The 25,103-nt window shown below is 69.0% G+C and carries 19 protein-coding genes; 4 read left to right on the top strand and 15 right to left on the bottom strand.

Going from position 1 to position 25,103, the window contains the following annotated elements; genetic code table 11:
- Positions 1-88: 88 nt before the first annotated feature.
- From DEO45_RS10025 to DEO45_RS09995, 7 genes are all read right to left on the bottom strand, one after another.
- A complete protein-coding gene (locus tag DEO45_RS10025; protein WP_114343083.1) occupies positions 89-1,375 on the bottom strand; it encodes a sterol desaturase family protein in 1,287 nt (428 codons plus the stop codon).
- The gene (locus tag DEO45_RS10020; protein ID WP_114343804.1) at positions 1,372-2,142 is read right to left on the bottom strand and encodes a lysoplasmalogenase; all 771 of its coding nucleotides are present in this window, start codon (positions 2,140-2,142) and stop codon (positions 1,372-1,374) included. The genes DEO45_RS10025 and DEO45_RS10020 overlap by 4 nt, the downstream gene beginning before the upstream one ends.
- A gap of 54 nt (positions 2,143-2,196) precedes the next feature.
- Complete coding sequence (locus DEO45_RS10015) at positions 2,197-4,467, bottom strand: TonB-dependent receptor (protein WP_114343081.1); 2,271 nt, start codon at positions 4,465-4,467, stop codon at positions 2,197-2,199.
- A 200-nt stretch (positions 4,468-4,667) separates the two neighbouring features.
- Positions 4,668-5,777: a glycerophosphodiester phosphodiesterase gene (locus DEO45_RS10010; RefSeq protein ID WP_114343801.1), complete on the bottom strand. Its 1,110-nt coding sequence runs from the start codon at positions 5,775-5,777 to the stop codon at positions 4,668-4,670.
- An 86-nt stretch (positions 5,778-5,863) separates the two neighbouring features.
- The gene (locus DEO45_RS10005; RefSeq protein WP_114343079.1) at positions 5,864-7,621 is read right to left on the bottom strand and encodes an alkaline phosphatase; all 1,758 of its coding nucleotides are present in this window, start codon (positions 7,619-7,621) and stop codon (positions 5,864-5,866) included.
- Between the two features lie 58 nt (positions 7,622-7,679).
- Positions 7,680-7,943 (bottom strand): hypothetical protein, encoded by a 264-nt coding sequence (locus tag DEO45_RS10000; protein ID WP_114343077.1) that lies wholly within the window; start codon positions 7,941-7,943, stop codon positions 7,680-7,682.
- A 143-nt stretch (positions 7,944-8,086) separates the two neighbouring features.
- A complete protein-coding gene (locus tag DEO45_RS09995; protein ID WP_114343075.1) occupies positions 8,087-9,754 on the bottom strand; it encodes a sulfatase-like hydrolase/transferase in 1,668 nt (555 codons plus the stop codon).
- A 267-nt stretch (positions 9,755-10,021) separates the two neighbouring features.
- Between DEO45_RS09995 and DEO45_RS09990 the strand changes: the two genes are divergently transcribed.
- Positions 10,022-12,019: a bifunctional 2',3'-cyclic-nucleotide 2'-phosphodiesterase/3'-nucleotidase gene (locus tag DEO45_RS09990; RefSeq protein WP_114343072.1), complete on the top strand. Its 1,998-nt coding sequence runs from the start codon at positions 10,022-10,024 to the stop codon at positions 12,017-12,019.
- Between the two features lie 708 nt (positions 12,020-12,727).
- Here the strand turns inward: DEO45_RS09990 and DEO45_RS09985 are convergent.
- From DEO45_RS09985 to DEO45_RS09950, 8 genes are all read right to left on the bottom strand, one after another.
- Positions 12,728-13,411, bottom strand: coding sequence for a hypothetical protein (locus DEO45_RS09985; RefSeq protein ID WP_147269695.1), 684 nt, complete (start codon positions 13,409-13,411; stop codon positions 12,728-12,730).
- Between the two features lie 773 nt (positions 13,412-14,184).
- Positions 14,185-15,078, bottom strand: a complete 894-nt coding sequence (locus DEO45_RS09980) for a UbiA prenyltransferase family protein (RefSeq protein ID WP_114343068.1) — start codon at positions 15,076-15,078, stop codon at positions 14,185-14,187.
- A 4-nt stretch (positions 15,079-15,082) separates the two neighbouring features.
- Positions 15,083-15,793, bottom strand: a complete 711-nt coding sequence (ubiG, locus tag DEO45_RS09975; RefSeq protein ID WP_114343065.1) for a bifunctional 2-polyprenyl-6-hydroxyphenol methylase/3-demethylubiquinol 3-O-methyltransferase UbiG — start codon at positions 15,791-15,793, stop codon at positions 15,083-15,085.
- Positions 15,771-16,922: a sedoheptulose 7-phosphate cyclase gene (locus tag DEO45_RS09970; protein WP_114343063.1), complete on the bottom strand. Its 1,152-nt coding sequence runs from the start codon at positions 16,920-16,922 to the stop codon at positions 15,771-15,773. The genes ubiG and DEO45_RS09970 overlap by 23 nt, the downstream gene beginning before the upstream one ends.
- Positions 16,919-17,401 (bottom strand): S-ribosylhomocysteine lyase, encoded by a 483-nt coding sequence (locus DEO45_RS09965; RefSeq protein WP_114343060.1) that lies wholly within the window; start codon positions 17,399-17,401, stop codon positions 16,919-16,921. Before DEO45_RS09965 ends, DEO45_RS09970 begins: the two co-directional genes overlap by 4 nt.
- Positions 17,402-17,430: 29 nt before the next feature.
- Positions 17,431-18,672, bottom strand: a complete 1,242-nt coding sequence (locus DEO45_RS09960; RefSeq protein WP_114343058.1) for a sugar phosphate isomerase/epimerase family protein — start codon at positions 18,670-18,672, stop codon at positions 17,431-17,433.
- Positions 18,673-18,934: 262 nt separating this feature from the next.
- The gene (locus tag DEO45_RS09955; RefSeq protein WP_114343055.1) at positions 18,935-20,221 is read right to left on the bottom strand and encodes a cytochrome c; all 1,287 of its coding nucleotides are present in this window, start codon (positions 20,219-20,221) and stop codon (positions 18,935-18,937) included.
- The gene (locus DEO45_RS09950) at positions 20,218-20,973 is read right to left on the bottom strand and encodes a c-type cytochrome (protein ID WP_114343053.1); all 756 of its coding nucleotides are present in this window, start codon (positions 20,971-20,973) and stop codon (positions 20,218-20,220) included. The genes DEO45_RS09955 and DEO45_RS09950 overlap by 4 nt, the downstream gene beginning before the upstream one ends.
- 402 nt (positions 20,974-21,375) lie before the next feature.
- Here DEO45_RS09950 and DEO45_RS09945 point away from each other — a divergent pair, with 402 nt between their 5' ends.
- From DEO45_RS09945 to thrC, 3 genes are all read left to right on the top strand, one after another.
- Complete coding sequence (locus DEO45_RS09945) at positions 21,376-22,527, top strand: homoserine dehydrogenase (RefSeq protein ID WP_114343051.1); 1,152 nt, start codon at positions 21,376-21,378, stop codon at positions 22,525-22,527.
- Positions 22,524-23,522: a homoserine kinase gene (locus DEO45_RS09940; protein WP_114343049.1), complete on the top strand. Its 999-nt coding sequence runs from the start codon at positions 22,524-22,526 to the stop codon at positions 23,520-23,522. Before DEO45_RS09945 ends, DEO45_RS09940 begins: the two co-directional genes overlap by 4 nt.
- Before the next feature lie 103 nt (positions 23,523-23,625).
- Entirely contained in the window at positions 23,626-24,936 is a 1,311-nt protein-coding gene (gene thrC, locus DEO45_RS09935) for a threonine synthase (RefSeq protein ID WP_189339722.1), read from the top strand.
- Positions 24,937-25,103 lie beyond the last annotated feature (167 nt).

The following is a 25,103-nucleotide window of genomic DNA, read 5'->3' as shown; positions in this document are numbered from 1 at the left end:
CGGACCGCCGAAGTTCCGCGCAAATCCGGCAGGGCGCGCACCGCGCGCCGCTTTTGCCAGAGCAGACAGCCGGCGGGCGATGCCCGCCCTACCGCAGCGAAGCGGCTGCGGATTCAGCGGGAACAGCGGCCACGCCCGCGCCGCCCGACGACGCGCGCAACCATGGCAGTGCGACCGCGCTGAGCCCGGACACCGCCGCGATCGCCAGCGCGACGCGGCCGTCCAGGTGGGTCACGCCGAACCAGCGCCCGCTGAGCAGCGGCACCGCGGCGGTGGCCAGCACGCGCACGCCTTCCGCCCACGGCGCCCAGCGCCGGCCTTCCATCAGCGCGCCGAGCACGCACAGGCCGGCAACCAGGTAGATCGCATACAGCAGCAACTCCGGCAGACCGGCCGTGCCGGCCATGCCGAGGAACTGCGTGGTCATGCCCAGCAGCAGCGCGAACTGCGCCAGCACGTAAAGCTTCAGCGCCCGCGACAGCGGCGGATCGAAGCGCTCGTTGGGCATCACGAAATCCGGCTTCGGGTAGCGCGCCGCCACGTCAGCCGGGCGCCAGCCCGGCGGCTTCAGCCATACCAGCAGCTTGTCGCGCCAGCGCCGCGCATGCCACGCGTCCACCGCGGCATGCCAGTACACCTCGGCGTTCGCCCACAGTGGGTTCCAGCTGCGCAGCGGCGAGCGGGTGCCGTATACCGGAGGATCGTTGTCGTCCTCCTCGACGAAGCTGCCGAACAGGCGGTCCCACACGATCAGGATGCCGCCGTAGTTGCGGTCGAGATAGCGGTCGTTCACCGCGTGGTGGGCGCGATGGTTGGACGGCGAGCAGAACACCCGGTCGAACCAGCCGAGCCGGCCGATCTGCTCGGTGTGCACCCAGAACTGGTACAGCAGGTCGATCAGCGCCACCACCACGAACACCTTGAGCGGCACGCCGAGCACGGCCAGCGGCAGGTAGAACAGCCAGCCCAGCAGCACGCCGCTGCCGGTCTGGCGCAGCGCGGTGGACAGGTTGTAGCGCTCGCTCTGGTGATGCACCACGTGGGCAGCCCACAGGATGTTCACCCGGTGCCCGGCGCGGTGCAGCCAGTAGTAGCAGAAGTCGTACAGCAGCAGCGCGCCGGCCCACACCAGCAGGTTGTCCGGCGGCAGCACGAATAGCGCCAGGTGCTCGACGCACCACGCATAGATGCCGATCGTCAGCAGCTTACCGAACACGCCGACCAGCTGCGAGATCACGCCCAGCCCGATGCTGTTGATCGCGTCGTTGCTGGCGTAGGCGTCGCGCCCGCGTCGCTTCGCCACCAGCAGCTCGATGCCGATCAGCAGGAAGAACACCGGGGTGGCCCAGGTGATGATGAGTTCCTGCGTGTTCATGCCGCCTCGTCTTCGACTGGTGTGCCCTGCACCGAGCGGGCGATCCACCACAGCGCCAGATAATACGCCGCCAGCACCCACAGGCCGGCCCCCGGCAACGGGCCGCGGAAGCGGTCCCACGCAAGCAGGCTGTCGCTCAGCATGAACACCAGAGCGCCGCGCGCGGCCAGCCGTGCGGCCGGCGCCTGCGCGTCGTGGCGTCGGGCGGACGCCAGCGCGCGCGCCACCGCCTGCCCGCCCATCGTGGCCAGCACCGCCACGTAGACGACCACCGGCACGCGCAGCGGCGCGTCGATGGCACCCCACAGCAGCGCGAGGTTCGCCGCGCCGTAGGCCAGACAGGCCGCGAGCGGCCACGCCGGCACGGCGAAACGGCTGTCGCCGAGGAACGCCGCGATGAAGCATGCATGCGCGAGCAGGAACGCCAGCAGCCCCGGCACGAACAGGTCGCCCGGCAGCATCAGCAGCACGTCGCCAGCCAGCGAACAGGCGATGCCCGCCAGCATCCATCGCCGGTAGCGCGGCGACGGCGCCGACCGCGCGCGCCACGCCAGCATGAAGATCAGCGCGGTGGCCAGCGGCTTGCCGATCCAGTGCAGCCACAGCCAGCCGCTCCCGGCGTCGCCCGCACCCAGCAGCGCGCCGGCGATCGCCACGGCTGCCGCACCCGAGGTGGCGAAGGCGAACCGGCGCACGCCGGCCGGCAACGGGGAACGGAAGACCATCGCGACCATGCAGGGCTCCGTGGAGGATACCCGCCCGATCATAGCCAGCGCGCCGCCGTCGCGGTGACGGCGGCGCACGGCGTCAGCGACGGCCGGTCAGAAGCGCACGGTGGCGGTCAGCATCGCCGCACGCGGCGCACCCACCTGCAGGGTGGCGAACTCGCCGGTCGGGTCCGTCGCGGTGAAGCCGTTGGAGCCGATCGTGCCGTAGTAGTGCTTGCCGGCGAGGTTGGTGACGTTGAGCGCCAGCTTCAGGTCCTCGGCCACGCCGAGCTTGCCGAAGTCGTACGCCGCGGCGGCGTTGAACAACCAGTACGACGGCACCGAAGCGTCGTTGACGTAGGTGTAGTAGCGCTTGCCGGTGTAGTTGGCGGACAGGCGCAGGTCCCACGCGCCCGGCGTCCAGGCGATCTCCGAGGAGAACAACTGCTTCGGGCTGTCGACCACGGTCTTGCCCCGGGTCGCCACCACGGTGGTGCCGTTGAGGTAGTCGCTGTCGTAGCGCGAGCGGTTGTACGACAGCGCGTTGTACCAGCGCAGCTCGCTGGTCGGCTTCAGGATGAAGGTCAGCTCGGCGCCGCGACTGGTCACCGAGCCGACGTTCGCGTACGCCGACGGGCAACCCTGAATGCCGGACGAGCACTGCTGGATCGCCAGCAGGCGGTGGTCGAACTTCACGTCGTATAGCGCCAGCGAACCCTCGAACAGTTCCTCGGCATGGCGCACGCCGGCCTCGACGGTGCGCGACTCTTCCGGCCGGAGCTTGCCGCTGATCAGGTCGAACGCGGCCTGGGTGGTGGCGAACGGGCCGCTCACGCCGGCCTGGAACGCGGCGATGTTCTGCGCGTAGGAGGCGAACAGTTCGTTCTGGCCGTCCAGCTTGTAGCTCACGCCGAGCTGCGGCAGCAGCGACTTGTCCGCGGTCAGCTCGCCGTTCGCGTAGCTGCCCACCACGGCGTGCGTGCGGGTGCGCGTCTGCGGGCTCTTGACGCCGACGTCGAGGTGCAGCCTGCCGTCGAGCAGGCTGATGCTGTCCTGCAGGTAGAGCTGGTGCGTCTCGGTTTCGTAGCGCTGGTAGAACTTGCGGATGCTCGGGTTGTGCAGGAAGTACTGGTCGTCCAGCGGGCCGGCGATGAAGTAGAAGTTGCGCTGCACCGTGTGGTGGCTGTTCTCGTACCAGAAGCCGCCTTCGAGATGGTGATTGCCGAGGTCCCAGCCCAGCGAGGCGATCGTGCCCCAGCGATCGATGCCGTACTCGGTGGTGCGGATCGCGATCGGCGTCTCCTGCGGCGTGCCGGCGAACGAGGTCTGGTACGGCGTGAACCAGTGACCCTGGCCGCGGTTGCTGTGGTAGTAGCCGGTGGCCTTCAGGCGCACGCCCTCGGCCACGCCGAAGTCGCCGAACAGGCCGGCCAGGCTGTCGTCGCGCAGGCCGCGGCCGGCGTAGTACGCATCGTCCAGGTTGTTGACGCCGCCGGTGAAGATGCCCTTCGCCGCGTTCACCGCACGCTGCCAGTCCGGCGCGTAGTTGTCCCAGTTCCAGCCCAGCCGCTTCTGCGTGTCCAGCGACAGGTCCTGGTAGTCGGTCTCGTTGCGGCTGGAGGTGTTCAGCATCGCGGCGACGTGATTGTCGCCGAAGTCGTACACCGCCTTGCCGTTGAACTGCTGCTGCTTCTGCGCGCCGTCGCCCTTCCACTTGTCGCTGTCGGCGTAGGCGCCGGACAGGTACATCGCGAAGCCGTTGTGGTCGCCGGTGTCCAGCCGCGCGTAGGTGCGCAGCGCGCTGTCGCTGCCGACGCTCTGCGCCAGCGTTACGCCGTAGTTGCTGGACGGGTCGGTCGAGTAGAACTGCACGGTGCCGCCGAGGTTGCCGGTGGAGGCGGTGCCCAGCGCACCGATGCCGGCGGCCAGCTCGGCGCCGCCGAGATTCTCGGCGATCAGCGCGCGGCTGATGTGCAGGCCGTTGTTGTTGCCGTAGCTCATGTCGCCGAGCGGAATGCCGTCCAGCGTGAAGCCGAGCCGGGTCTGGTTGAAGCCGCGCAGGCTGATACGGGTGGACCACTCGTAGTTGCCAAACGAATCGGCCGACTCGAAATGCACGCCCGGCAGCTTCGCCAGCAGCTTCAGCGGGCTGGATCCCGGCGGCAGCAGCTTCACGTCCTGCACGGTGATGCGCTGCACCTGGCGGGTTTCACCCTGCCCGATCACCGACACCGATTCCAGCGTGCGGGCCTGGTCGGCGGCGGCATCCGGCATTGCCGCCGGCGTGGCGTTGTCGAGCGGAGCGGCGATCGCCACGCCGTTGAGCGCGGCGAACAGCGCCAGGGCGAGACCGGTTCTGCGGTGAGAGCGTTTGCTGACAGACATGCGCAGGCATCCTTTGCGCAGCCTCCCGCTTCGCGGCAGGCCACGGCATCATTGTGTGGAAGGGGAGAACGGCCGCCCCCAGCGACCGTACGCACAAGCATGGACGCGCTTTGTGTAGGGAGCCTTACAGCCGAATGTCATCTTTCATATGGACGTCCATACGATGGAGCCGTTCCGGCCGCGTCACGCGCGGGCGACGCTCAGCGGCCGTCCAGCGCCTTGCGTCCGATCGCCGGGTCGTCGGTGAAGAACGCATCGATGCCGGCGTCGAGGTAGGCGCGGATCTCGGCGATCGAGCCGGCCTCGTTGAACGTCTTCGGGTCGCTGCCATGGCGGAAGTTCTTCGCCTGAAACTGGTTCTCCGGACGGAACGTATAGGGATGCAGCTCCAGCTTCGCCGCATGCGCGTCGTGCACCAGCGGGGTCGGCCGGCCGAGCGTGCCGTCGCTGGCCAGCGGGATGATCGCGCGGATGTTCGGACCGATCGCGTCGGCGTAGCCGGCGATCTCGCGCAAGCCGGCCGGCGTGCACATCCCGCCGTAGGTCAGCCGTCCGCCGGCGGCGGCCACGTCGTACGGCTGCAGGTCGGCGTCGTCGATCAGCTGCAGCAGGCGGATGTTGCGGTGGTCGTGGCCGAGCTTGCCGCGCAGATACTTGAGGTTGGCGATCTCGAACGACTGGATTTCCACCGGCGCCGTGCGCGTGTATGCGTGCGCGGCGAGGATCGCCAGCACGCGGTCCTCCATCGGCAGGCCGGCCTGCTGGAAATAGGTGCCGTGCTTGATCTCCGGGATGATGCCGACCACCCGCCCCTGGGTCGCCGACTCGGCGGCGACGAAGTCGATGATCTCGTCCAGCGTGGGGATCTGGAAGCGGCCGTCGTATACCGTGCCGCGCAGTTCGGGCAGGCGTTCGCGTGCCCGCAGGGTCTTCAGCTCGGCAAGGGTGAAGTCCTCGGTGAACCAGCCGGTGACCGGTTCGCCGTCGACGGTTTTGGTGGTCCTGCGCGCGGCGAACTCGGGATGCGCCGCCACGTCGGTGGTGCCGCCGATCTCGTTCTCGTGGCGCGCCACCGGCACGCCGTCCCTGGTCATCACCAGGTCCGGCTCGATGAAGTCGGCGCCGTCGGCGATCGCCTTGCCGTAGGAGGCCAGCGTGTGCTCCGGCCGCAGCGCGCTGGCGCCGCGGTGGCCGATCACCAGCACCCTGGCGGCCAGCGGCGTCTCGGCTCCCATGGCGTTGGACATGCCGGCGAATCCGATCAGGAGGGCAGCCAAGCATAGGCGTTTCGACAGCGAAGGTTGCAGCATGCGCATGGTCCTTGCGGATCGGCGTGATGCCCGCTGCGGCGGCACGGGCGAGGCGCCGACTCTGCCGGCCGCATGTGTAACGGTCTTTACAGCGCCGTGGCGGTCGCGGCGGAGCCGAGCTTCAGCCATTGCTGCCAGTCCGGGCGATCCACCGGCACGCCGTCGGCGTTGCAGCTGCCGAGCCGGCACAGCTCGGCGCGCAGCCGCGGCGTGTGCTGCACCATCACGTGGAAGATCACGTTCTGCTCCAGCTCGCCATGGAACGCCGCGGCGCCGGGGCCGGTGGCGAAGATCGCCACGTCCTCGCCGCCGTGCGTCTCGGCCTTCAGCGGCACGGCCGCTTCCTGCATGTAGTCCGGGTCGGTGGTGTCGAGCTGGCGCAGGTCGGGCCGGCCCTTGCCGATCGCCTCGTACTCGCGCGGGTTGTGCGGGTAGCGCTTGCTGCCTTCCGGCTGGCGTTCGCTGGCGCCGGTGTAGCCGGGGCCGTTGGCGAAGCCCAGCGTGGTGTATGGCAGGCCGGTGGCGTCGCGCGCCAGGCCCGGCGCACTTTCGTCGTCGTAGCTGTCGGTGTGGCCCGTCACTTTGCCCAGGATCGGGTTGCCGCGGCGGGGGTAGCCCGCGAAGGTCATCGTATGGCTGTGGTCGGCGGTGACCACGATCAGCGTGTCGGCCGGGTCGGTGTGCTGCAGCGCGGCCTGCACCGCGTCGGCGAAGGCGATCGTCTCGTCCAGTGCGCGGTACGCGTTGCCGGCGTGCAGCGCGTGGTCGATGCGGCCGCCCTCGACCATCAGGAAGAAGCCGTTCGGGTTGCGTTTCAGCACCTCGATCGCACTGGCGGTCATCTCGGCCAGGCTGGGCTCGCCCGCCTTGTCGTGCGCGCGCTCGTGCTCGTAGTTCATGTGCGAGGGCTCGAACAGGCCGAGCAGGCGCGGCGTCTTCGCCAGGTCCAGCGCCTTCAGCTGCGCGGCGTTCCACACGTACTTGCCGTCCGGATGCCTGGCGGTCCATTCGCCGATCAGGTCGCGGCCGTCGAGGCGCTGGCCCACGCTGGCCGGATATTCCGGATCGTCCGCGCCGGCCGGCATGAATTCGGTGCGGCCGCCGCCCATCGCCACGGTGAGGCCGCCGGCGACCGGGAAGTCGGTCAGCTGCGCGGCGAAGTCCTTGCAGCCGGCAGCCTTCGCCGCTTCGCTGAGGTCGGCGTCCACCTCCCAGTTGCGCTCGGGCAGGTGGCCGTAGGTGGCGGCCGGGGTGGCGTGGGTGATGCGCGTGGTGGTGACCGCGCCGGTGGCCATGCCGGCCGAGGCCGCCAGCTCCAGCGCGGTGACCAGCTCCTGCCCACGGCTGCCGGCGCAGTCCTGCCGCTTCGGCAGTTGCGAGACGCCGATGTAGCCGGCGCGGGTCTTCACCCCGGTCATGATCGCGGTCATGGTGCCGGCCGAGTCGGGCGTCTGCTGGTCGGTCTCGTAGGTGCGGCTCAGCGCGCTGAACGGAAACTTCTCGAAGCTCAGCCGGTAGCTCTCGCCGTCCACGCCCGCGCGCTCGCCGGCCAGCACGTGCGCGGCGGCGATGGTGGGGATGCTCATGCCGTCGCCGAGGAACACGATCACGTTCTTCGCGCGCTGGCCATCCGCATTCGCCTCGCGGGAAGCGAGCGCCGCCTGCGCCGCGCCGCTGCGGAACCACCAGGCCGCCGTCTCGCCCTGCGGACGCTGGATGGCGGGCACCGCAATCGCGGCCGTCGATGCCCGCGGCGCGGACGGCGGCTGGCTGGCGCAGGCGCCGAGCAAGGACAGGCAGCTGCCCAGCAGGGCCGGGCGCAGACGGGACAGGGAACGGGGCATGCGGATCTCTTCACCAGGCGTCGCGTGAACGGCCACGCGAATCGCCCGCGATCCTAAATCATGTTGTGCGAACCTTCCGTGGCACCGGCGTGACCGGAGCCGACGCGCCATCGGCGCCGTACATCCGGCGATACGCCTCGCCCAGCTGCGCCTGGCGTCCGTCGCCCCGATGCGCCTTCTCGAACACCTCGTTGATCTGCTTCTCGGCCGCGTGGAGATCGCGCAGGAAACGCCGGGTGCCTTCCGACAGGCCGCTGTCGGCCATCCGCTGCTCCAGGCCGGGATCGGAGGTTTCACCGCATTCGGGCTTGCGCTCGTTCATGCCTGTTGGAAAGCAAGACGCCTGCCAGCGGCGTCCACGCCCGGTGCATGCGGCCCACGCCCGTCGCGGCAGCCGGCCCCGCTGCCCGGGCGCGGCGGAAACTGCCGCTGCCGGTCGCACCCGGCAGGGCGCGTCGCCCCCGCTCACTGGTAGACGTGCAGCCGCCCGATCGTCCATGCGTGGTAGGACGCCAGCAGGCCCGGCACCGCGCAGTCGTCGTAGCGGCCGTCGCAGCGGTCGCGCAGTTCGGTCGATGCGGCGAAGTACGCGTCGACCGGTACCCCGGCGGCCTGCAGCACCATGTCGGGCAGGAATGCGATGTCGAGCAGCGGGTACTGCGGCAGCGGCGGCCCGGCGAAGTTGCTCTTCAGCATGTAGTAGGTGAGGTAGTCGCGGTACGCCTGCAGGTCGGCCGGCAGCCGCCGCGGCAGGTCGCGGATCAGCCCGTTGAAGGACGGCTGGTGATCGCCGAAGTGCAGCAGCACGGTCGGCTGCGGACGGTCGAGAAAGGCGTGCTCGAGGGCGCGCATCGCCGCGTCCGAAGCGTGCAGGCGCGCCAGGTAGGTATCGAAGTTCAGCGCCGCATCGCGCGGCAGCCCGTGCAGCAGGTTGCGATAGGGCTTCGGCAGCTTCGACATCGGCTGGTGGTCGTGCGGCCCGTGCTGGTTCAGCGTCAGGATCATCACGAATACCGGCTGGTCCGGCGTCTTCACCTTGTCGTAGATGCGTTTCGCCGCTGCGAACATCTGCGCGTCGCTCTCCTCCCACTCCTCCAGCCCCAGCTCGTCGGCGCCGTACAGGTGGTCGAAGCCGTAGGCCCGGTACGCGTTGCGCCCATTGATGAAATCGGCGCCGGTGGGATAGATGCCGATGGTGAGGTAGCCGAGCCGGCGCAGCTGCAGCGCCAGCGCGTCGTGCACGTTCGGCGCCAGCACGTACGGCGCGTACATGCCGCCGGCGCCGAAGATGTCCTGCGGCATGCCGGTCAGCGCGGCGAACTCGCTGACCCAGGTGCCGCCACCGAAGGTATGCACGCGCAGCATGCCATGCGCACGGGTGCGCGCATCGGGGCGGAACATCGCCACCCGGCACGATGGCACGTTGCAGGCATCGTAGATCGACGGGTCGAACGTGCTCTCCTCCAGCACCTGCACGATGTCCGGGTACGGCGGCGTGCCGCCCACGCGACCCGATGCGGTGGCGCCCCAGTCGCGCTCGGCCGTGGCCTCGTCGGCCATCGGCGGCAGCTGCACGCCGGCGTCGCGCAGGTTGACGAAGAAGTTGGTCAGCTGCGCGTCGTCGGACATCTTCTCCCACGCGTTGCGCGAATGGACCTGCGCGAACGGCCCGGTCGGCAGCAGACACAGCCAGAACGCCAGCGCATACAGCGCCGTGCCGCCGATCCGCATGCCGGCGGCATGGCGCGGCCGCAGCGGCGCCAGCACACGCCAATCCCAGCGCCACGCCAGGTACAGCAGCGGCAGCAGCGCGGCGACGCCGAGGGCGGCGAGGTACAGGTGCGGATAATGCAGCAGCGTATCGAGCAGGCTGCTGCGCAGGTAATAGATGAAGTCCGACGGCATCAGCTGCGAGTCGAGGTAGCGCAACTTCAGCACCGCCACGAACTTCAGCAGCAGGAACAGCCCGCCGCCGACCAGCAGCGCGGTGGCGAAGCGGCCGAAGGCGAACAGCAGCATGCCGAAGATGCACAGCATCAGCCCCGCGATGAAGGCCCGCTGCAGCGGGAGCGGCTCCTGCCAGGCGGTGAACGCGACGCTGAGCGCGAAGAAGGCCACGGCGCACAGCGCCACCGCACATGTTCGCGCAGCACACAACGGGATTCGAGGCATAGGTCGGGGTCCCCCTGCAGGACCGGATGTCACCTTGACGTCATCCTACTGACTTGCAACAGCAACGTGCGGACGCCGGGCATGTCCGTTCCACTGCCGTTGGGGATCGCACCAGGGCACGGAAAGCCCCATCCCGGGCCGCGGAAGAAGGCCATCGCGATGCCGGCAACATGACATGCCGATCTGCTACCTTGCCGCGGCCCGGACCCCGCACCTCACGGAAGCCCCATGTCGCCACGCCCGCTCCCCTTCGCAGTCCTGCTGCTCGCCCTTGGCGCCGCCCTGCTCGCCGGCTGCGCCGGCCTGCCCCGGGCATCCGGCACGACGCCCGACGGGGCGCGTGCGAGCGTGGCGATCCTGGAGACCACCGACGTGCACGCGAACGTGCTCAGCTACGACTATTACAAGCTGAAGCCGGACGATTCGCTCGGCTACGAGCGCACCGCCACGCTGACCCGCCGCGCCCGCGCCGAATTCCCCAACAGCTTCCTGTTCGACAGCGGCGACACCATCCAGGGCAGCGTGCTCGCCGACTACCAGGCGCTGGTGAAGCCGGTCGCCTGCGACCAGGAACTGGCCATCTACAAGGCGATGGACGCGATGGGCTACGACGGCGGCACCGCCGGCAACCATGAGTTCAACTACGGCCTGCGCTTCCTCTCGCAGGTCACCGGCACGCCGATGAACGTGGATGGCGGGCATACCGACCGTTGCGCCGGCCCACGCTTCCCGCTGGTGCTGGCCAACGTGTACAGCGCCCGCGACGGCAAGCCGATCTTCCGGCCGTGGACGGTGGTGACCAAGCAGATCGAGGCGTACACCGCCGATGGCAGCAGGATCGAGCTGCCGCTGAAGGTTGGCATCATCGGCTTCACCCCGCCGCCGATCCTGGAGTGGGACCGGCAGAAACTGGCCGGCAAGGTCACCGTCAGCGGCGTGGTCGAGGCCGCACGCAAGTACCTGCCCGAGCTGCAGGCGCAACATCCCGACCTGGTCGTGGCGATCCTGCACGGCGGCCTGGACACCGCGCCGTACACCCCGGACATGGAAAACGCCGGCTGGTACCTGGCCGGCGTGCCCGGCATCGACGCGCTGCTGCTAGGCCACTCGCACGCCGAATTCCCCGGCCCCCGCTACGCCGGCCTGAAGGAGGTCGATGCCAGCCGCGGCCTGGTGCGCGGCGTGCCGGCAGTGATGGCGGATTTCTTCGGCAAGGATCTCGGCGTGATCCGGCTCGTGCTGGACCGCAAGGACGGCCGCTGGGTGGTCGACCACGAGGAAAGCCGCAGCGAGGTGCGACGCATCTGTGCGCAGAAGAACGACTGCGTGCCGGCCGATCCGGCGATCGCGCCGCTGGTGCGGCAGGCGCACGAAGCCGCGGTCGCCTACGTCAACACGCCGATCGGCGAAAGCACCCTGCGCCTGAGCAGCTACTTCGCCGACGAGGGCAACATGACCGCGCTGGCGCCGGTCAACGCCGCCCAGATCGACTACGTGCGCGCCGAACTGCCGCGCTCGCATCCGGAACTGGCCGGCGTGCCGGTGCTGTCCGCCGCCGCCGCGTTCCGCACCGGCTTCGGGGGCCCCGACGACTACACCGACGTCGCCCCCGGCCCGCTCACCCTGCGCAGCGCCGCCGACCTGTACTTTTATCCGAACACCCTGGCCGCGGTGAAGATCGACGGCGCCGGCCTGAAAGCCTGGCTGGAGCAATCCGCCGAACGCTTCAACCGGATCGACCCGGCCAAGGCCGGCGAACAGGCACTGATCAACAGCCACTATGTCGGCTACAACTTCGACCAGATCCAGGGCGGCATCCATTACGTCATCGACGTGTCGAAGCCGGCCGGCCAGCGCATCACCACGCTGACCTTCCAGGGCAAACCGGTCGAGCCGGGCGAGCCGTTCATCGTCGTCACCAACAACTACCGCGCCAGCGGCGGCGGGCACTTCCCCGGCCTCGACGGCAGCAACATCGTGCTGGCCGCGCCGGACGGCACCCGCGAGATCCTGGCGAAATGGCTGGAACGCCGGCACACGGTCGGCGCGAAAGACCTCGACCCCGCGTCCTGGCGCTTCGCCCCGCTGAAGACGCATGGCCTGGTCACCTTCACCGGCGCCAGCGGCAAGCAGGACGTGGCCCACGCGGCCGGCCTCACCGCCATCCGCCAGCTGAAGGACAACGGCGACGGCACCGCGACCTACGCGATCGACCTATCGCACTGACGCTGGCGCGCGCGGGAAACCGCGCTGACGTTGAGGTCCTCGAATCCGCAGGGCGGGACCGTTTTTGCCGCCGTTCCTTTCTGCGCTGGTATGAACATTAGAAGAGCAAGAGCTTTCGTCCTCCTTGCGGAGGGCGAGTCCCTTTCTCTCGCTTGCCCGAGAGAAAGGAACCAAAGAGAGGGGCACCCCGCTTCCGCGCTTTCCGGGCTTCCTGCCCGGAAAGTCCGCGGTCGGGCTCCGGGGTTTGTCGACAGGGCATCCTGCCCTGACGCCAAACTGGTCGGCATCCATGCCGACCACCCTGCGGGCTGATCCTCCAACCGCCCGCCGCTGCAGAGGGGCCCCGGGTAGAGCAGCGGGCCATCGTGGCCCGCACTCTTCAGAAGAGCCAAAACCGCGCCACCTGCGCCTTTGATGCAGTTGGCAGTTGTCACCCTTCACGTCACGCGTGCGAAAAACGTCTCGCGCAGTCTTCAGGGTGTTGCATCGACCGACTGAATCCGCAACCCAAAGCGGACGATTTTTTTGGTGGACAGGGGGATGGGGGCACCTGTTTCGCCCTCTGTTCTCGCCAGTGTTAGCCAGCACAGATACCGTTTGGGATTGTACGGTCCCCCGGCAAGAGAGATGGAAAGCCGAGTACATGCGCAGAATCAATTTGGCGTCAGCACCCAAGATGGCCCCGGTGACCTTCGAATGCCACACTGGTTACGGCAAACCGGCCAAAAGGTCATCAAATGACATGAATTGAACGCCGTAGGTCTGCGTGAGCCACGCCCGATTCTCGACATCCAAAATCGAATTGGTCGCATTGCTATTACCCATATCGTTGGAGCAGAACACGTCGATGCCGTAGGCAATATGAGAGGCAATCGAATCAGCGTCTGCCCATTCGGCGAAGGCACGTTCGATCTCGCGCTGCTCGTGAATGTCCTTTGCCTTCGTTAGTGCACTGAACCAAGCGCCTTGCGGGTCACCCGCCAGCCCAAGGCCAAGCTTCATGAGCTGGGCCATGCCGAGCCCCTTGGCTTCAATAGAAGCGGTTACTTCTTGCGCCTTGTCGACCCAGAGAGCTAAATCCTCGTCTACGCCATTATCGAGATAGAAAGTTCCGTCAGGGTCATCGATCCTGTAGGCACCGACTCGCGGCACCGCCTTTAGAGCGCGGACTCCAAGCCCATGAGCCGCTTTAATCCGTGCCTTGACCTCCGGGTGTACTTCTTGGCGAGCCGACTGATTGGCAATCAGCTTGATAGTGTGCGTCTCAAGATCGCTGTCACCAACAAACGATCGGATCTCCTCCGGCAGATCCGCGTTCTTGGTCGTCTTCGAAGTCTCACGCACTGCCGTAAGCGTGGTGCTCTCGTATACTGCAGCGCGGTCCCTATTCATGATTCCTTCGATTGTGAGCATCGTGACCGAAAAGAATCCTTGGATCGCTCTGTTCCTCAACGCATCACGAACATTTGCAAGCCGAGGCTGCCGCGGGTCTTTGGAGTAGCGCTCAGGACGGCATGCGTAGTCCAAAACGTTTGTGTCAAACGTTACGCGTAGGACCATGAAATTCCCCTTTGGCGATGGGTCAGTTTAGAGGATCATCATGATCCCCTAGAAGCTGTGAACCTTCGCTCGCGCACACCCGAAAGTTGGGTCAGGGTTTGAATGGCTGCTCCTGGCCGAACCGAGACATTTGCCGCATTGAAAAGTCCCGCTTGCAGCGGGAGTCTTTCACTATTGGCTTTACAGCTTTCGCGACCGCACAGCGGTCGCGCACCGAGTGCGCGCCAGGATGGCGCGCTGCTCTACCCGGGGCCCCTCTGCAGCGGCGGGCGGGCGGAGGAAAAGCCCGCAGGGTGGCCGGCAGGGATGCCGGCCAGTTTGGCGTCAGGGCAGGATGCCCTGTCGACAAACCCCGGAGCCCGACCGCGGACCTTGCGGACAGGATGTCCGTAAGGCGCGGAAGCGGGGTGTCGTTTTTTCTTGGGTACTTCTCTTTTGGACAAGCAAAAGAGAAGTACCTCGGCCTCCGCAGGAGGACGAAAGCTCTTGCTCTTGAACCACCCCGGTCACTGCGACCGGACAAAAAACCTTCGGCAATTGCGCAGTGCGGTTGCCTTGCGAAGTAAAGCGCATCGGTAGTTCGCCGCTAAAACCGCCGCGACGCCTCAATGAATCAACACGAACACCGTGACAATCGCCAGCAGCGCCAACGGATACAGGCTGGCGCGGTCGAACAGCCGCGCCGCCTGGCGGCCGTCCAGCGTGCGCGCGAGCCGGAGCGCCGGCGGCAGCAGCAGGCCGGCGCCGGCAGCGAAAATGGCCAGCTGGAACGGCCAGCCCGACGCCAGCGGCGACATGCTCGGCAGCAGCAGGCTCACAAGCACGGCCACGCCCAGGCTGACGGCCGCCAGCACGCCGGCCGTGCGCAGGCCGAACACCAGCGGAATGGTGCGCGCGCCGATACGGCGGTCTTCCTCGATGTCGTTCCAGTCAGCCGGGATGTTCTGCCCGCCGATCTCCCACAGCATCAGCCACGCCAGCAACCCCAGCAGCCCCGGCCACGACGGTGCGGGGATCACCGCGAATACCGCGGCGACCGGGCCGGCCGACTTGACCAGGCCGCTGACCACGGTGCGCCACCAGGTGACCTTGAGCAGCTTGACGTAGACCACTTCCAGCGCCGCCGCAGCGAATACGATGAGCAGGATCCGCGGATTCAGCAGCCAGGTGCCGAGCACGGCCAACGCGAACCAGCAGCCGAACCACGCCAGCGCGCCCTTCATGCTGATCAGGTTCTGCGCCAGCGGGTAGCGCATGGCGGAGGCCTCCACCGCGTAGCCCGGGGTGATGCCGCCGGCCACCTTCTCCTGGTCGTCCTTCACCCCGATCAGGTCGTTCAGCGCGTAGATGGCCGTGTAGCCGGCCAAGGCAGTGACCAGCGACAGCGCCAGCACCCGCCACGAGGGGAAATGCCCCAGCCACAGCAGTGCGGCGAAGCCGGGCATGGCGATGTCGAGCACACCGTGGACGGAACGCGACAAGGCAAGAAAACGCCGCATGGGGTCAGCCTTTCCTGACGAAGCAGGCCATGTAGTTGATGTCGGCGCGGTCCGGCGCGACGCGGAAGCGTCGCGCCAGCGGGTTGTACATGAGGCTGTCCACCGCCCTGAACTCGAGCCCCGCGGCGCCGGCCCATGCGCGCAGCTCCGTCGGCCGTATCAGCTTGCGGTAGCTGTGGGTGCCGCGCGGCAGCAGGCCGAGGATGTATTCGCCGGCCACGATGGCGAAGGCGAAGGCCTTGAACGTGCGGTTGATGGTGGAGAAGAACGCCACGCCGCCCGGCTTGAGCAGGGCGGCGCAGGCGGCGATGACCTGCTCCGGATGCGGCACGTGCTCGAGCATCTCCATGCAGGTGACCGCATCGAAGCTGCCAGCCTCGTCGCACGCGAGGGTCTCCGCGTCGAGCTCGCGGTAGTCGATGGCCAGCCCGCCGCGTTCGGCGTGCTGGCGGGCGATGTCCAGCGACATCCGCGACAGGTCGATGCCGGTCACCCGCGCGCCGGTTTTGGCCAGCGCCTCGGCCAGGATGCCGCCGCCGCAGCCCACGTCGACGATGCGCGGCGCGGGCACGCCGATGCGCTCGGTGATGAAGCGCAGGCGCAGCTCGTTGATCGCGTGCAGCTGCCCCATCTTGCCACGCGGGTCCCACCACAGCTGGGCGATGCGATTGAAGTGGGCGATTTCCGCTGCATCAACATTCGGCGATTCGGTCATGGCTGGTCATGGTCCGCTGGTTCAGGGTGTGGATGGAGACTTCGATTTCCGCGCGTGCGATGTCGTTGACGAACACGCACTCGCCCAGCCCCGCGGGCAACGGCACGCGCTGCAGGCCGTTGCGGTGTTCGACGCGGTCGAGCAGCGACTGCCACATCAGTTCGGCGTCGAGCAGGGCGAGTTCGGGGGCAAGCTGCAGGCGCTCGACCAGGGCGAAGATGCGCCCGGCAGCGGCCGCGTCGAGCAGGCCGCGCCGGCGGGCGATAGCGGTCGACACCAGGATGTCCAGCAGCACCGCCTCGCCGTGCAGCAGGTCGTCCCCATAGCGGGTTTCCAGGCCGTAGCTGAAGGTGTGGCCGAAGTCGACCTTGCGCTCCAGCTCCTCCTCATGCAGGTTCGGCGCCAGCTCTTCCAGCATGCCGCCGATGGCGCAGTCGAGGATTTCCCCGCCATGCGCATCCTGGAAAAACGTCTCCATGGAAGATGCGCCGTGCCGCTCCAGCAGGCGGAACAGCGCGGCGTCGCGGATCACCGCCAGCTTGACGATCTCGCACATGCCGTTGCGCAGGTGGCGCGGCGGCAGGCTGCGCAGCAGGCTGCGGTCCAACAGCACCCGGCGCGGCGGCTCGAAGTTGCCCAGGCGGTTCTTGTGGTCGTTGAAGTTGATCCCGGTCTTGATCCCCACCGCGGCGTCGACGTAGCCCATCAGCGTGGTCGGCACCTTGATGTGAGGCACGCCGCGGCGGTAGCTGGCCGCCGCGTAGCCGACCACGTCGGTCAGCACGCCGCCGCCGATGGCGATGATGGGCTCGTCGCGGCGATGGATCGGGAAACCGTCCAGCTCGCGCAGCACCGCGAGCCAGGCCTCCAGCGTCTTGCCGCCCTCGCCGCCCGGCAGGGTGATGATGCGGGCGTCGATCCGGTGATGGGCGAAGTAGGCGCGGATGCGTTCGCCGTGATGTGCGTGCACGCATTCGTCGACCACCACGAAGCGGCGCCCATCCCGCACGCGGCCCATCGACAGCAGCGCGTCGCTTTGCGGATCGAACACGTCGGCCACGTTGAGCAGGTCGTACTCGATCCGGCGCGTGGCGCTGACCTGCCAGCTTGCGCCCTGCGCCGCGCTCATGTGATGTCCCGCCATGCGGTGCGTTGCGCCAGCACCTCGCGCGCCACGGCCTGCGCGCGCGCCAGGTCGTGGTGGCGCCAATGGCCGCACTGGTCGATGCGCGCATACGGCACGGCGTCGGCGGTGAGTACCCCTTCGAGGATCGCAGTGAGTGCATCCTCGACCACGGCGCGCCGGCCTTCGCCGAGCAGGGTGAGGTAGAAGCCGGTCTGGCAGCCCATCAGGCCGATGCCGATGAAGTGCCGCGGCAACAGGCGCTGGAAACCTTCCAGCAGAAAATGCTCGATCGAGTGCGCCTCGGTGCTGGACAGGCAGGCGTCGGCGTTCGGCCGGCGCAGGCGCAGGTCGATGCTGTAGACGACGTCGCCCGCCTCGCCCGCGCGAGCGCCGCGCAGCTTGACGCTGGGCGCCTTGAGCAGGCGGTGGTCCAGTTCGCCAACGGTGTCGCTGCGCCAGCCCAGTGCCTCGAAGTCGATCATGGTGGTTGCCCGTTGGAACGGCCGATCATTCACGCCGGCTGCGCGATGGCGGCCAGGTGGCGGTAACTCTGGTCGAGCGCCTGCTGCCAGCCCTCGACGTGGTGGTAGAGCTCGACCGAGCCGAAGCCGTCGAAGCCGTGCGTGTTCAGCACATCGAAACTCGCCGCCAGATCCAGCGTGCCCTCGCCGGGGATCTCGTGGAAATGCACGATGCCGGTGCGCGTGTTGGCGACCATCCGCCCGAATAGCGCGGGGCCGCGCACGCCGCGCAGGTAGGCGACGATCGGCCAGGCCCGTTCGAGCACGTCGAAGCTCAGCCCCGGCACCGAGATCAGGTAAGTGAAGATCTCGTCGTCCAGCGGCGAGGCGCCGGCGTACAGGCTGCCGTAGTCGACCAGGCCCGCCGCCTGCCCGATGCCGGTCTGCGCCAGCAGAGCGTCGATGCGCCGGCGTCGCGCCGCGTCAGGCGCGCGGTCGGCGAAGTACAGCGGGTGGCGGCGATCGAGCAGCAGGTAGTCCGCGCTGTCGGGGAAGTACACCAGTGCGCTGGCGTCATGGAGATCGAGCGCCGGCACGGCATCGTCGCGCACGATCCTCAGGTTGTGGCCCTGGCGCGCATCGGAGATGTGCAAGTAGCGCGCGTGCGGCGCGGCTTTCGCCAGCGCGCCGATGTAGTCCGGCTCGGAACAGTAGGCATGGCAGATGTCGATGTGCAGCGCGAAGCGCGGCGAGCCGACCGCGCGGATCAGCGCCAGCCCCTGCTCCAGCGTCTCGACGTACATGCCCGGCTCGGGCTCGATCAGCAGCGTGATGTCCTCGTCGTCGCGGAGCTCGCGCAGGCATTCGCGGATGCTGTCCACCAGCACCTCACCCGGATCAACCTGCGGCTGGCGCACGTGCTCCTCGCGCAGGAAGCCGCTGCCGAAGGTGACCAGCTTGACGCCCAGCCGACGCGCCACGCGGATGCCGCGCTTGACCAGGTCGATGCGGCGCTTGCGCCCGGCCACGTCCAGCGTCATCAAGGACGGTTCATGCGGCCGCGACGGGGTGAAGAAGTGCGAGGCGGTGGCCACGCAGGCCGGCACGATGCGCGCCGCGTCCAGCCGCGCGTGCACGGCATCGAGGTCGGCATCAGTGAGGTTGAAGGGATTGAACTGGTCGCGGTGGAAGGACAGCTCGATCCCCGCGTAACCGGCGCGGGCCACGGCGTCGATCGCCTCCGGAAACGGCAGGTTGGTGAGGCCGAAGGTGCTGTAGCTGAGCTGGATCATGCCCGGGAGCCGTGATGAGCGAGCGGTGGCGGAACTCGAGTGCGCCGCTGGCCCGAACCCTTCGGCTGCAGCACGCACGGCGTCGGTTGCGCCACGCGGGCCAGCCGACGTCGAGTTGGTATCCGCGCAGCGTGCGGGCGCGGCGGCACGCTCGCCATGACCCACGTCAAATCGCGCCCGCCGGCGCCTGCGTTCGGATGCCGCAGTGCGTCGGCGGCCGGCTGCAAGACCACGGCGACATCGATGCCGAAACTCCGGCGGCTCAATCGCTCGGCGTATTCCGGTATTTGCCGACGTCGGCCGGTTGCACCGCAGCGGCCTTGTTCGACCACGACTGGCGGATGTAGCCGACCACCGCGGCCACGTCGGCGTCGCCCAGTTGCTGCGCGAACGGCGGCATCGAATACGGCTGCGGGTTGCCGGCGGTGGCCGGGGCGAAGCCGCCGAGCAGCACGCTGCGGATCGCGTTGATGCCGGTCGGTTCGGTCACCGAGGTGTTGCCGTCCAGCGGCGGGTAGACGCCGGCCACGCCGCGACCGTCCTTGCCGTGACAGTCGGCGCAGCGTTGCGCGTAGAGCTTGCCGCCCTGCTCGTGGCTGCCCGCCTGCACGAACGGAACCGCGGCCGCTGGCGCGCGCGGCGGCAGCGACTGCAGGTAGACGGCCACCGCCTGCAGGTCGGCTGCGCTCAGGTGCTGGGTGCTGTTGCGCACCACGTCGGCCATCGGCCCGAACGCCGTGCCCTTCGCCGACTGGCCGGTCTTCAGCAGGTCGACGATATCCTGTGCGCTCCAGCCCTCGAGGCCGCCACCGGGCCTTGTGCTGAGGTCGGGCGCATACCAGTCCAGCTGCGGGATCCGCCCGCCGGTGAGGTGGCGGTCCTGCGCGATGCCGCCGAACGAGTCGCGCGTGGTGTGGCATTCGTTGCAATGGCCCAGGCCCTGCACCAGGTAGGCGCCGCGGTTCCACTGATCGGACTTCGCCGGATCGGGCTGGAACACGCCCGGCTTGAAGTACAGCGCGCGCCACGCGAGCAGGCTGCTGCGCACGTTGTAGGGAAACGCCAGCCCCAGTGCAGTGTCGGGCCGTTGCACCGGCGGCAACGACTTGAGATAGGCGAAGATCGCCAGCGCGTCGGCACGGCTCACCCGGGTGAACGAGGTGTAGGAGAACACCGGATACAGCAGCTCGCCCTGGCGACCCTTGCCTTCATGCAGCGCGCGCCAGAAATCGTCGAAGCTCCACTGGCCGATGCCGGTTTCCGGATCGGGCGTGATGTTCGGCGCCGGCACGTCGCCGAATGGTGTGCCCAGCGAGCGGCCGCCGGCGTAGCGCTGGCCGTCGCGCGCGGTGTGGCAGGCGGCGCAATCGCCGGCCGTGGCCAGGTATTCGCCCCGCGCGATCAGCGCTGGATCGTGCAGCGCGGCAGCATCCGCCTCGCGCTGCGCCGGCGACGCCGCCGTCAGGTCGGCACGGCCGAAGTACAGCCAGCCCAGCACGACTGCCGCCAGCAATGCCGGCACCCACCATCCACGTCGCCACCACTTCATTGACCTGCTCCGCTCTTGCCCATCACGCACCAGCCCGGCAACGGTTCGGTCTGCGCACTGGCCGGTGCCGGATGCATGTCGGCCGGCGGCTCGTGGCTGGCCAGCCACGCTGACACGGCGGTGATGTCCGATTCGCGCATGCGGTTGGCGACCACGCCCATGCAGTACGGCCCTTCGGCCGCGCGCTGGCGCGTGCGCCACGACACCAGCTGGGTGTTGAGATAGTCGTACGACAGGCCCATCAGGCCCGGCATCATCGGTTCCACGCCGGTGAGCCTGGCGCCGTGGCAGCTGACGCAGGACGGCACGCCGCGGGTGGAGTCGCCACGCATCACCAGTTGCTCGCCGCGCCGCAGGGTCTCGGCTGACACCGCCGGCACCGGCAGTTTGCTATAGGGCACGTCCTGCTGCGCGAAGTAGCCGGCGATCTCGCGCAGGTACGCCGGGCTCAGCTGGCGCACCACGTATTCCATCGGCGCGTGCCGGCGCTGGCCGCTCTGGAAATATTCCAGCTGCTGCAGCAGGTAGCCGGCCGGCTTGCCCGCCAGGCGCGGTATCGCCACGCTGTCCGGCGAGCCTTCGCCATGTGCCCCGTGGCAGCTGGTGCACGCGGCGACGCGCTGCTGCATGGTGTCGGGAACCGGTGCGGCACCGGCCTGGGACGCGGCCGCCGAAGCCGTACCACAGATGCCGAACGCGAACAGCACGACGGCCGCGCGTAGCCAGCGGCGCAGGAAAACGAGACGGTTCATCCGTCCATTCTAGGCCCGTGCAATGCCTCTCCCGGGCCCGGATCGGCCGGTCGCGACAACCTGCCGCAGGTCGCGGCGACGCCGTCCGGCAGTATCCAGCGCCTGCAAAAGTTGCAAATGTATCTGTTGACCGCAGTGCAGCAATCCGCTTAAGGTCGGTTCCATGTCGCCGCTTTCCACGCCCGCACGCATGCACCTCGCCCCGGTTCGCACCGGTCGCATGCCCACGCGCGCGGGCGCCATCGCCGCCACCATTACCACCACGATTACCACCGGTACCACGTGTCCCGGGCGGAGCGTCGTGCGTAGCTGAGTTTTCCCACGCAACGGCCCGCCCTCGAAGAGGCGGGCCGGCCCATGCCGACACGCCAGCGAGAACGGGCCTCCACCGGAGAGGCCACCGTGATCACCTGTGCACCCGAGCAAGTCCAGCATTCCCCGTTGCCGCCGTCGTCGATGACCCGCATGGGCACGACCCGGCGCCGCGTGCTGGCAGTGGGCGTGATCGGCCCCGGCCGGGTCGGCAGCGCGCTGCTGGAACAGCTGCGCGCTGCCCAGCCGCGGCTGGCCCGCGACAGCGCGCTGGAGCTGAAACTCTGCGGCGTGGTCGCCAGCAAGCGGATGTGGCTGGACTGCGACGACGCCGAACTCAATGCCCGCCACGGCGGCGCGCAGATCTGGCGGCCGAACGACCTGGACGCGTTCGCCGGGCACGTGCGCGGCAACGACGGCCGCCATGCATTGCTGATCGACTGCAGCGCCAACGACGAAGTGGCCGCGCACTACCCGCGCTGGCTGGCCGCCGGCCTGCACGTGGTGACGCCGAACAAGCTGGCCGGCAGCGGCCCGCTGCCGCGCTGGCAGGCGATCCGCGCGGCCTGCGCCGGCGGCGCGCGCTTCCGCTACGAGGCCACCGTATGCGCCGGCCTGCCGGTGGTGCAGACACTGCGCGACCTGCTCGACACCGGCGACGAACTGTTCGCGGTGCACGGGATGTTCTCCGGCACGCTGGCCTGGCTGTGCAACCGCCACGACGGCCGCCAGCCGTTTTCCGCACTGGTGCGCGAGGCGCACGCGCTGGGCTATACCGAGCCCGATCCGCGCGACGACCTGTCCGGGCTGGACGTCGCGCGCAAGCTGGTCATCCTCGCGCGCGAGGCGGGCTGGCCGCTGTCGCTGGAAGACGTCGACCTGGAAGGCCTGGTGCCGCCAGCGCTGGCCGCGTTGTCGCGCGACGATTTCATGCAGCGGCTCGACGAACTCGATGCGCCGATGGCGGCGAAACTGGCCGCGGCGCGCGCCGAAGGCGGCGTGCTGCGCCACGTGGCGCAGCTGGACCGGCACGGCCGGGCCAGCGTGCGGCTGCAGGTGCTGCCGGCCGCGCACGCATTCGCGCATACCCGGCTTACCGACAACATCGTGCAGTTCAGCACCCGCCGCTACTGCGATAATCCGCTGTCGGTGCAAGGCCCCGGCGCCGGTCCCGAGGTGACCGCCGCCGGCGTGTTCACCGACCTGCTGCGCATCGCCGAGTCGCTGGAGGCGCGCGCATGAATTCCTCGCTGCTGGAACCCGCCATGGCCCCACCGCGCCACGCCACCCCTCCACAAGTCGCCTTCGCCTTCGCGCCGGCCAGCGTCGGCAACGTGGGCGTCGGCTTCGACCTGCTCGGCCACAGCGTGGCCGGCGCCGGCGACCGCGCCGAGGTGCGCCGCATCGACGAGCCGGTGGTGCGCATCGCCGCGATCCGCGGTTGCGTCACCGAACTGCCGACCGACCCGCGCGCGAACACTGCCGGCACCGCGCTGCTCTCGCTGCGCGAGGCGCTCGGCCTGCGGCACGGTTTCGAGCTGACCCTGCACAAGGGCATCGCGTTGGGTTCGGGCATGGGCGGCTCCGCCGCCTCTTGCGTGGCCGCGCTGGTGGCCGCCAACGCGCTGCTGGCGGAGCCGCTGCCTCGCGAGGCGCTGTACGCGTTCGCGCTGGACGGCGAGGCGGTGGCCAGCGGCAGCCGCCACGGCGACAACCTCGGCTCGATGCTGCTCGGCGGCCTGGTGCTGGCCACCCACGACCGCCTGCTGCGCATCGACGTGCCGGCCGCGTGGCATTGCGCGCTGGTGCATCCGCACGTGGTGCTGGAGACGCGCCGGGCGCGCGCGGCGCTGGCCGGGCACTACGCGCTGGGCGAGTTCGTGGCGCAGAGTTCGAATCTCGCCCTGGTGCTGGCCGGCTGCTGGCGCGGCGACGCGGCGCTGGTGCGCGAGGGCCTCAAGGACGTGCTGGTGGAACCGCGCCGCGCGCCGCTGATCCCGCACTTCGCCAAGGTGAAGCAAGCCGCGCTCGACCACCGCGCGCTGGGCGCCAGCATCTCCGGCGCCGGCCCCAGCGTGTTCGGCTGGTACGACAACCGCGCCGACGCCGAGGCGGCCAGCGTAGCGATGCAGGCCGCGTTTGCCGAGGGCGGACTGGACAGCGACGCCTGGGTGTCGCCGGTCAACGGGCCCGCGGCCGCGTTGATCGACTCCCTCGACGTGGAGTCGCAACCATGACCAACGTAGGGCGGGCACTGCCCGCCAGCTTCTGCTCTCAGGTCATGACGGGAGCGGCGGGCAATGCCCGCCCTACGCCTGCATCGTCATGTGGAGTCGCGGCATGAACCCGGCGCCGCTGCGTTACCACAGCACCCGCGGCACCGCCCCGGCCGTGCCGATCAGCCAGTCGATCGCCGCCGGGCTGGCGCCGGACGGCGGCCTGTACGTGCCCGAATCCCTGCCGCGACTCGATCCGGCCGCGTTCGATCCGCATGGCACGCTGGCCGACACCGCCGCTACCCTGCTGGCGCCGTTCTTCGCCGGCGATGCGCTGGCCGATGAACTGCCCGCGATCTGCGCCGAGGCGCTCACCTTCGATACGCCGCTGCGCGCACTGCCAGCGCATCCGCACACGGCTATGCTGGAGCTGTTCCACGGCCCCACCTCGGCCTTCAAGGATGTCGGCGCGCGCTTCCTCGCCGCCTGCCTGCGCCGGCTGCCGCGCCGCGATGCGCGGCCGCTGACGATCCTGGTCGCCACCTCGGGCGACACCGGCGCCGCGGTGGCTGCCGCGTTCCATCGCCAGCCGCATGTACGCGTGGTGATCCTGTATCCGGACGGCCTGGTCTCGCCGCGCCAGGCGCACCAGCTCGGCTGCTTCGGCGACAACGTGACCGCGCTGCGCGTGGCCGGCCGCTTCGACGACTGCCAGCGCATGGTGAAGGTCGCGCTCAACGACGCGGAACTACAGGCGGATGTACCGCTGTCTTCGGCCAACAGCATCAGCCTCGGCCGCCTGCTGCCGCAGATGAGCTATTACGCGCACGCCGCGCTGGGCTGGTGGCGCGAACACGGCACGCCGCTGAACTTCATCGTGCCCACCGGCAACCTCGGCAACGCGCTGGCCTGCCTGTGGGTGCGTGAAACGGGTTTGCCGGTCGGCGAAGTACGGCTGGCCTGCAACGCGAACGCCACCCTGCCCGAGTTCTTCGCCGGCGCCGACTACAGCCCTCGCGAAGCGGTCGCCACCCTCGCCAACGCGATGGACGTCGGTGCGCCCAGCAACTTCGAGCGGCTGCGCTGGACCTTCCCGAATGAATCCGCGTTGCGCCAGCTGCTGCAAGCCCACAGCGTGGACGACGCCACCATCCGCCGCACCATCGCCACCCATGCACGCGAGCACGGCGAAGTGTTCTGCCCGCACACCGCTACCGCGATGCACCTGCTCGATCGGCTGCGCGCGGATGGCGACGAGGCGCCGTGGGCTGCGGTCGCCACTGCCCATCCAGCCAAGTTCGAGAGCGTGGTGGAGCCGCTGCTCGGCCATCCGCTCGACGTGCCCCCGGCGCTGGCCGCGATGCTGGCGCGCAGCGCCAGCGCCGAACCGCTGGCGGCCAGCGACGCCGCCCTGCGGGACTGGCTGAGGCCCTAGATCATGCCGAAGCGCACCCATGCGCTCCAGCGCGCGCACGCGCCACCGGGCTCCCGATCGGGCCATACGCATACGCATCGAAAAACCGTCTGGCCATCTGGACGTCCAAACGTCCGCCGCACGGCCATTTTCAATATTTTTGAAAAAAGTTGTTGACAGGCGCCGAC

It is taken from the genome of Rhodanobacter denitrificans, assembly GCF_003335105.1.
GTDB lineage: Bacteria > Pseudomonadota > Gammaproteobacteria > Xanthomonadales > Rhodanobacteraceae > Rhodanobacter > Rhodanobacter denitrificans_A.
This window is presented reverse-complemented; position numbering and strand designations above follow the sequence as displayed.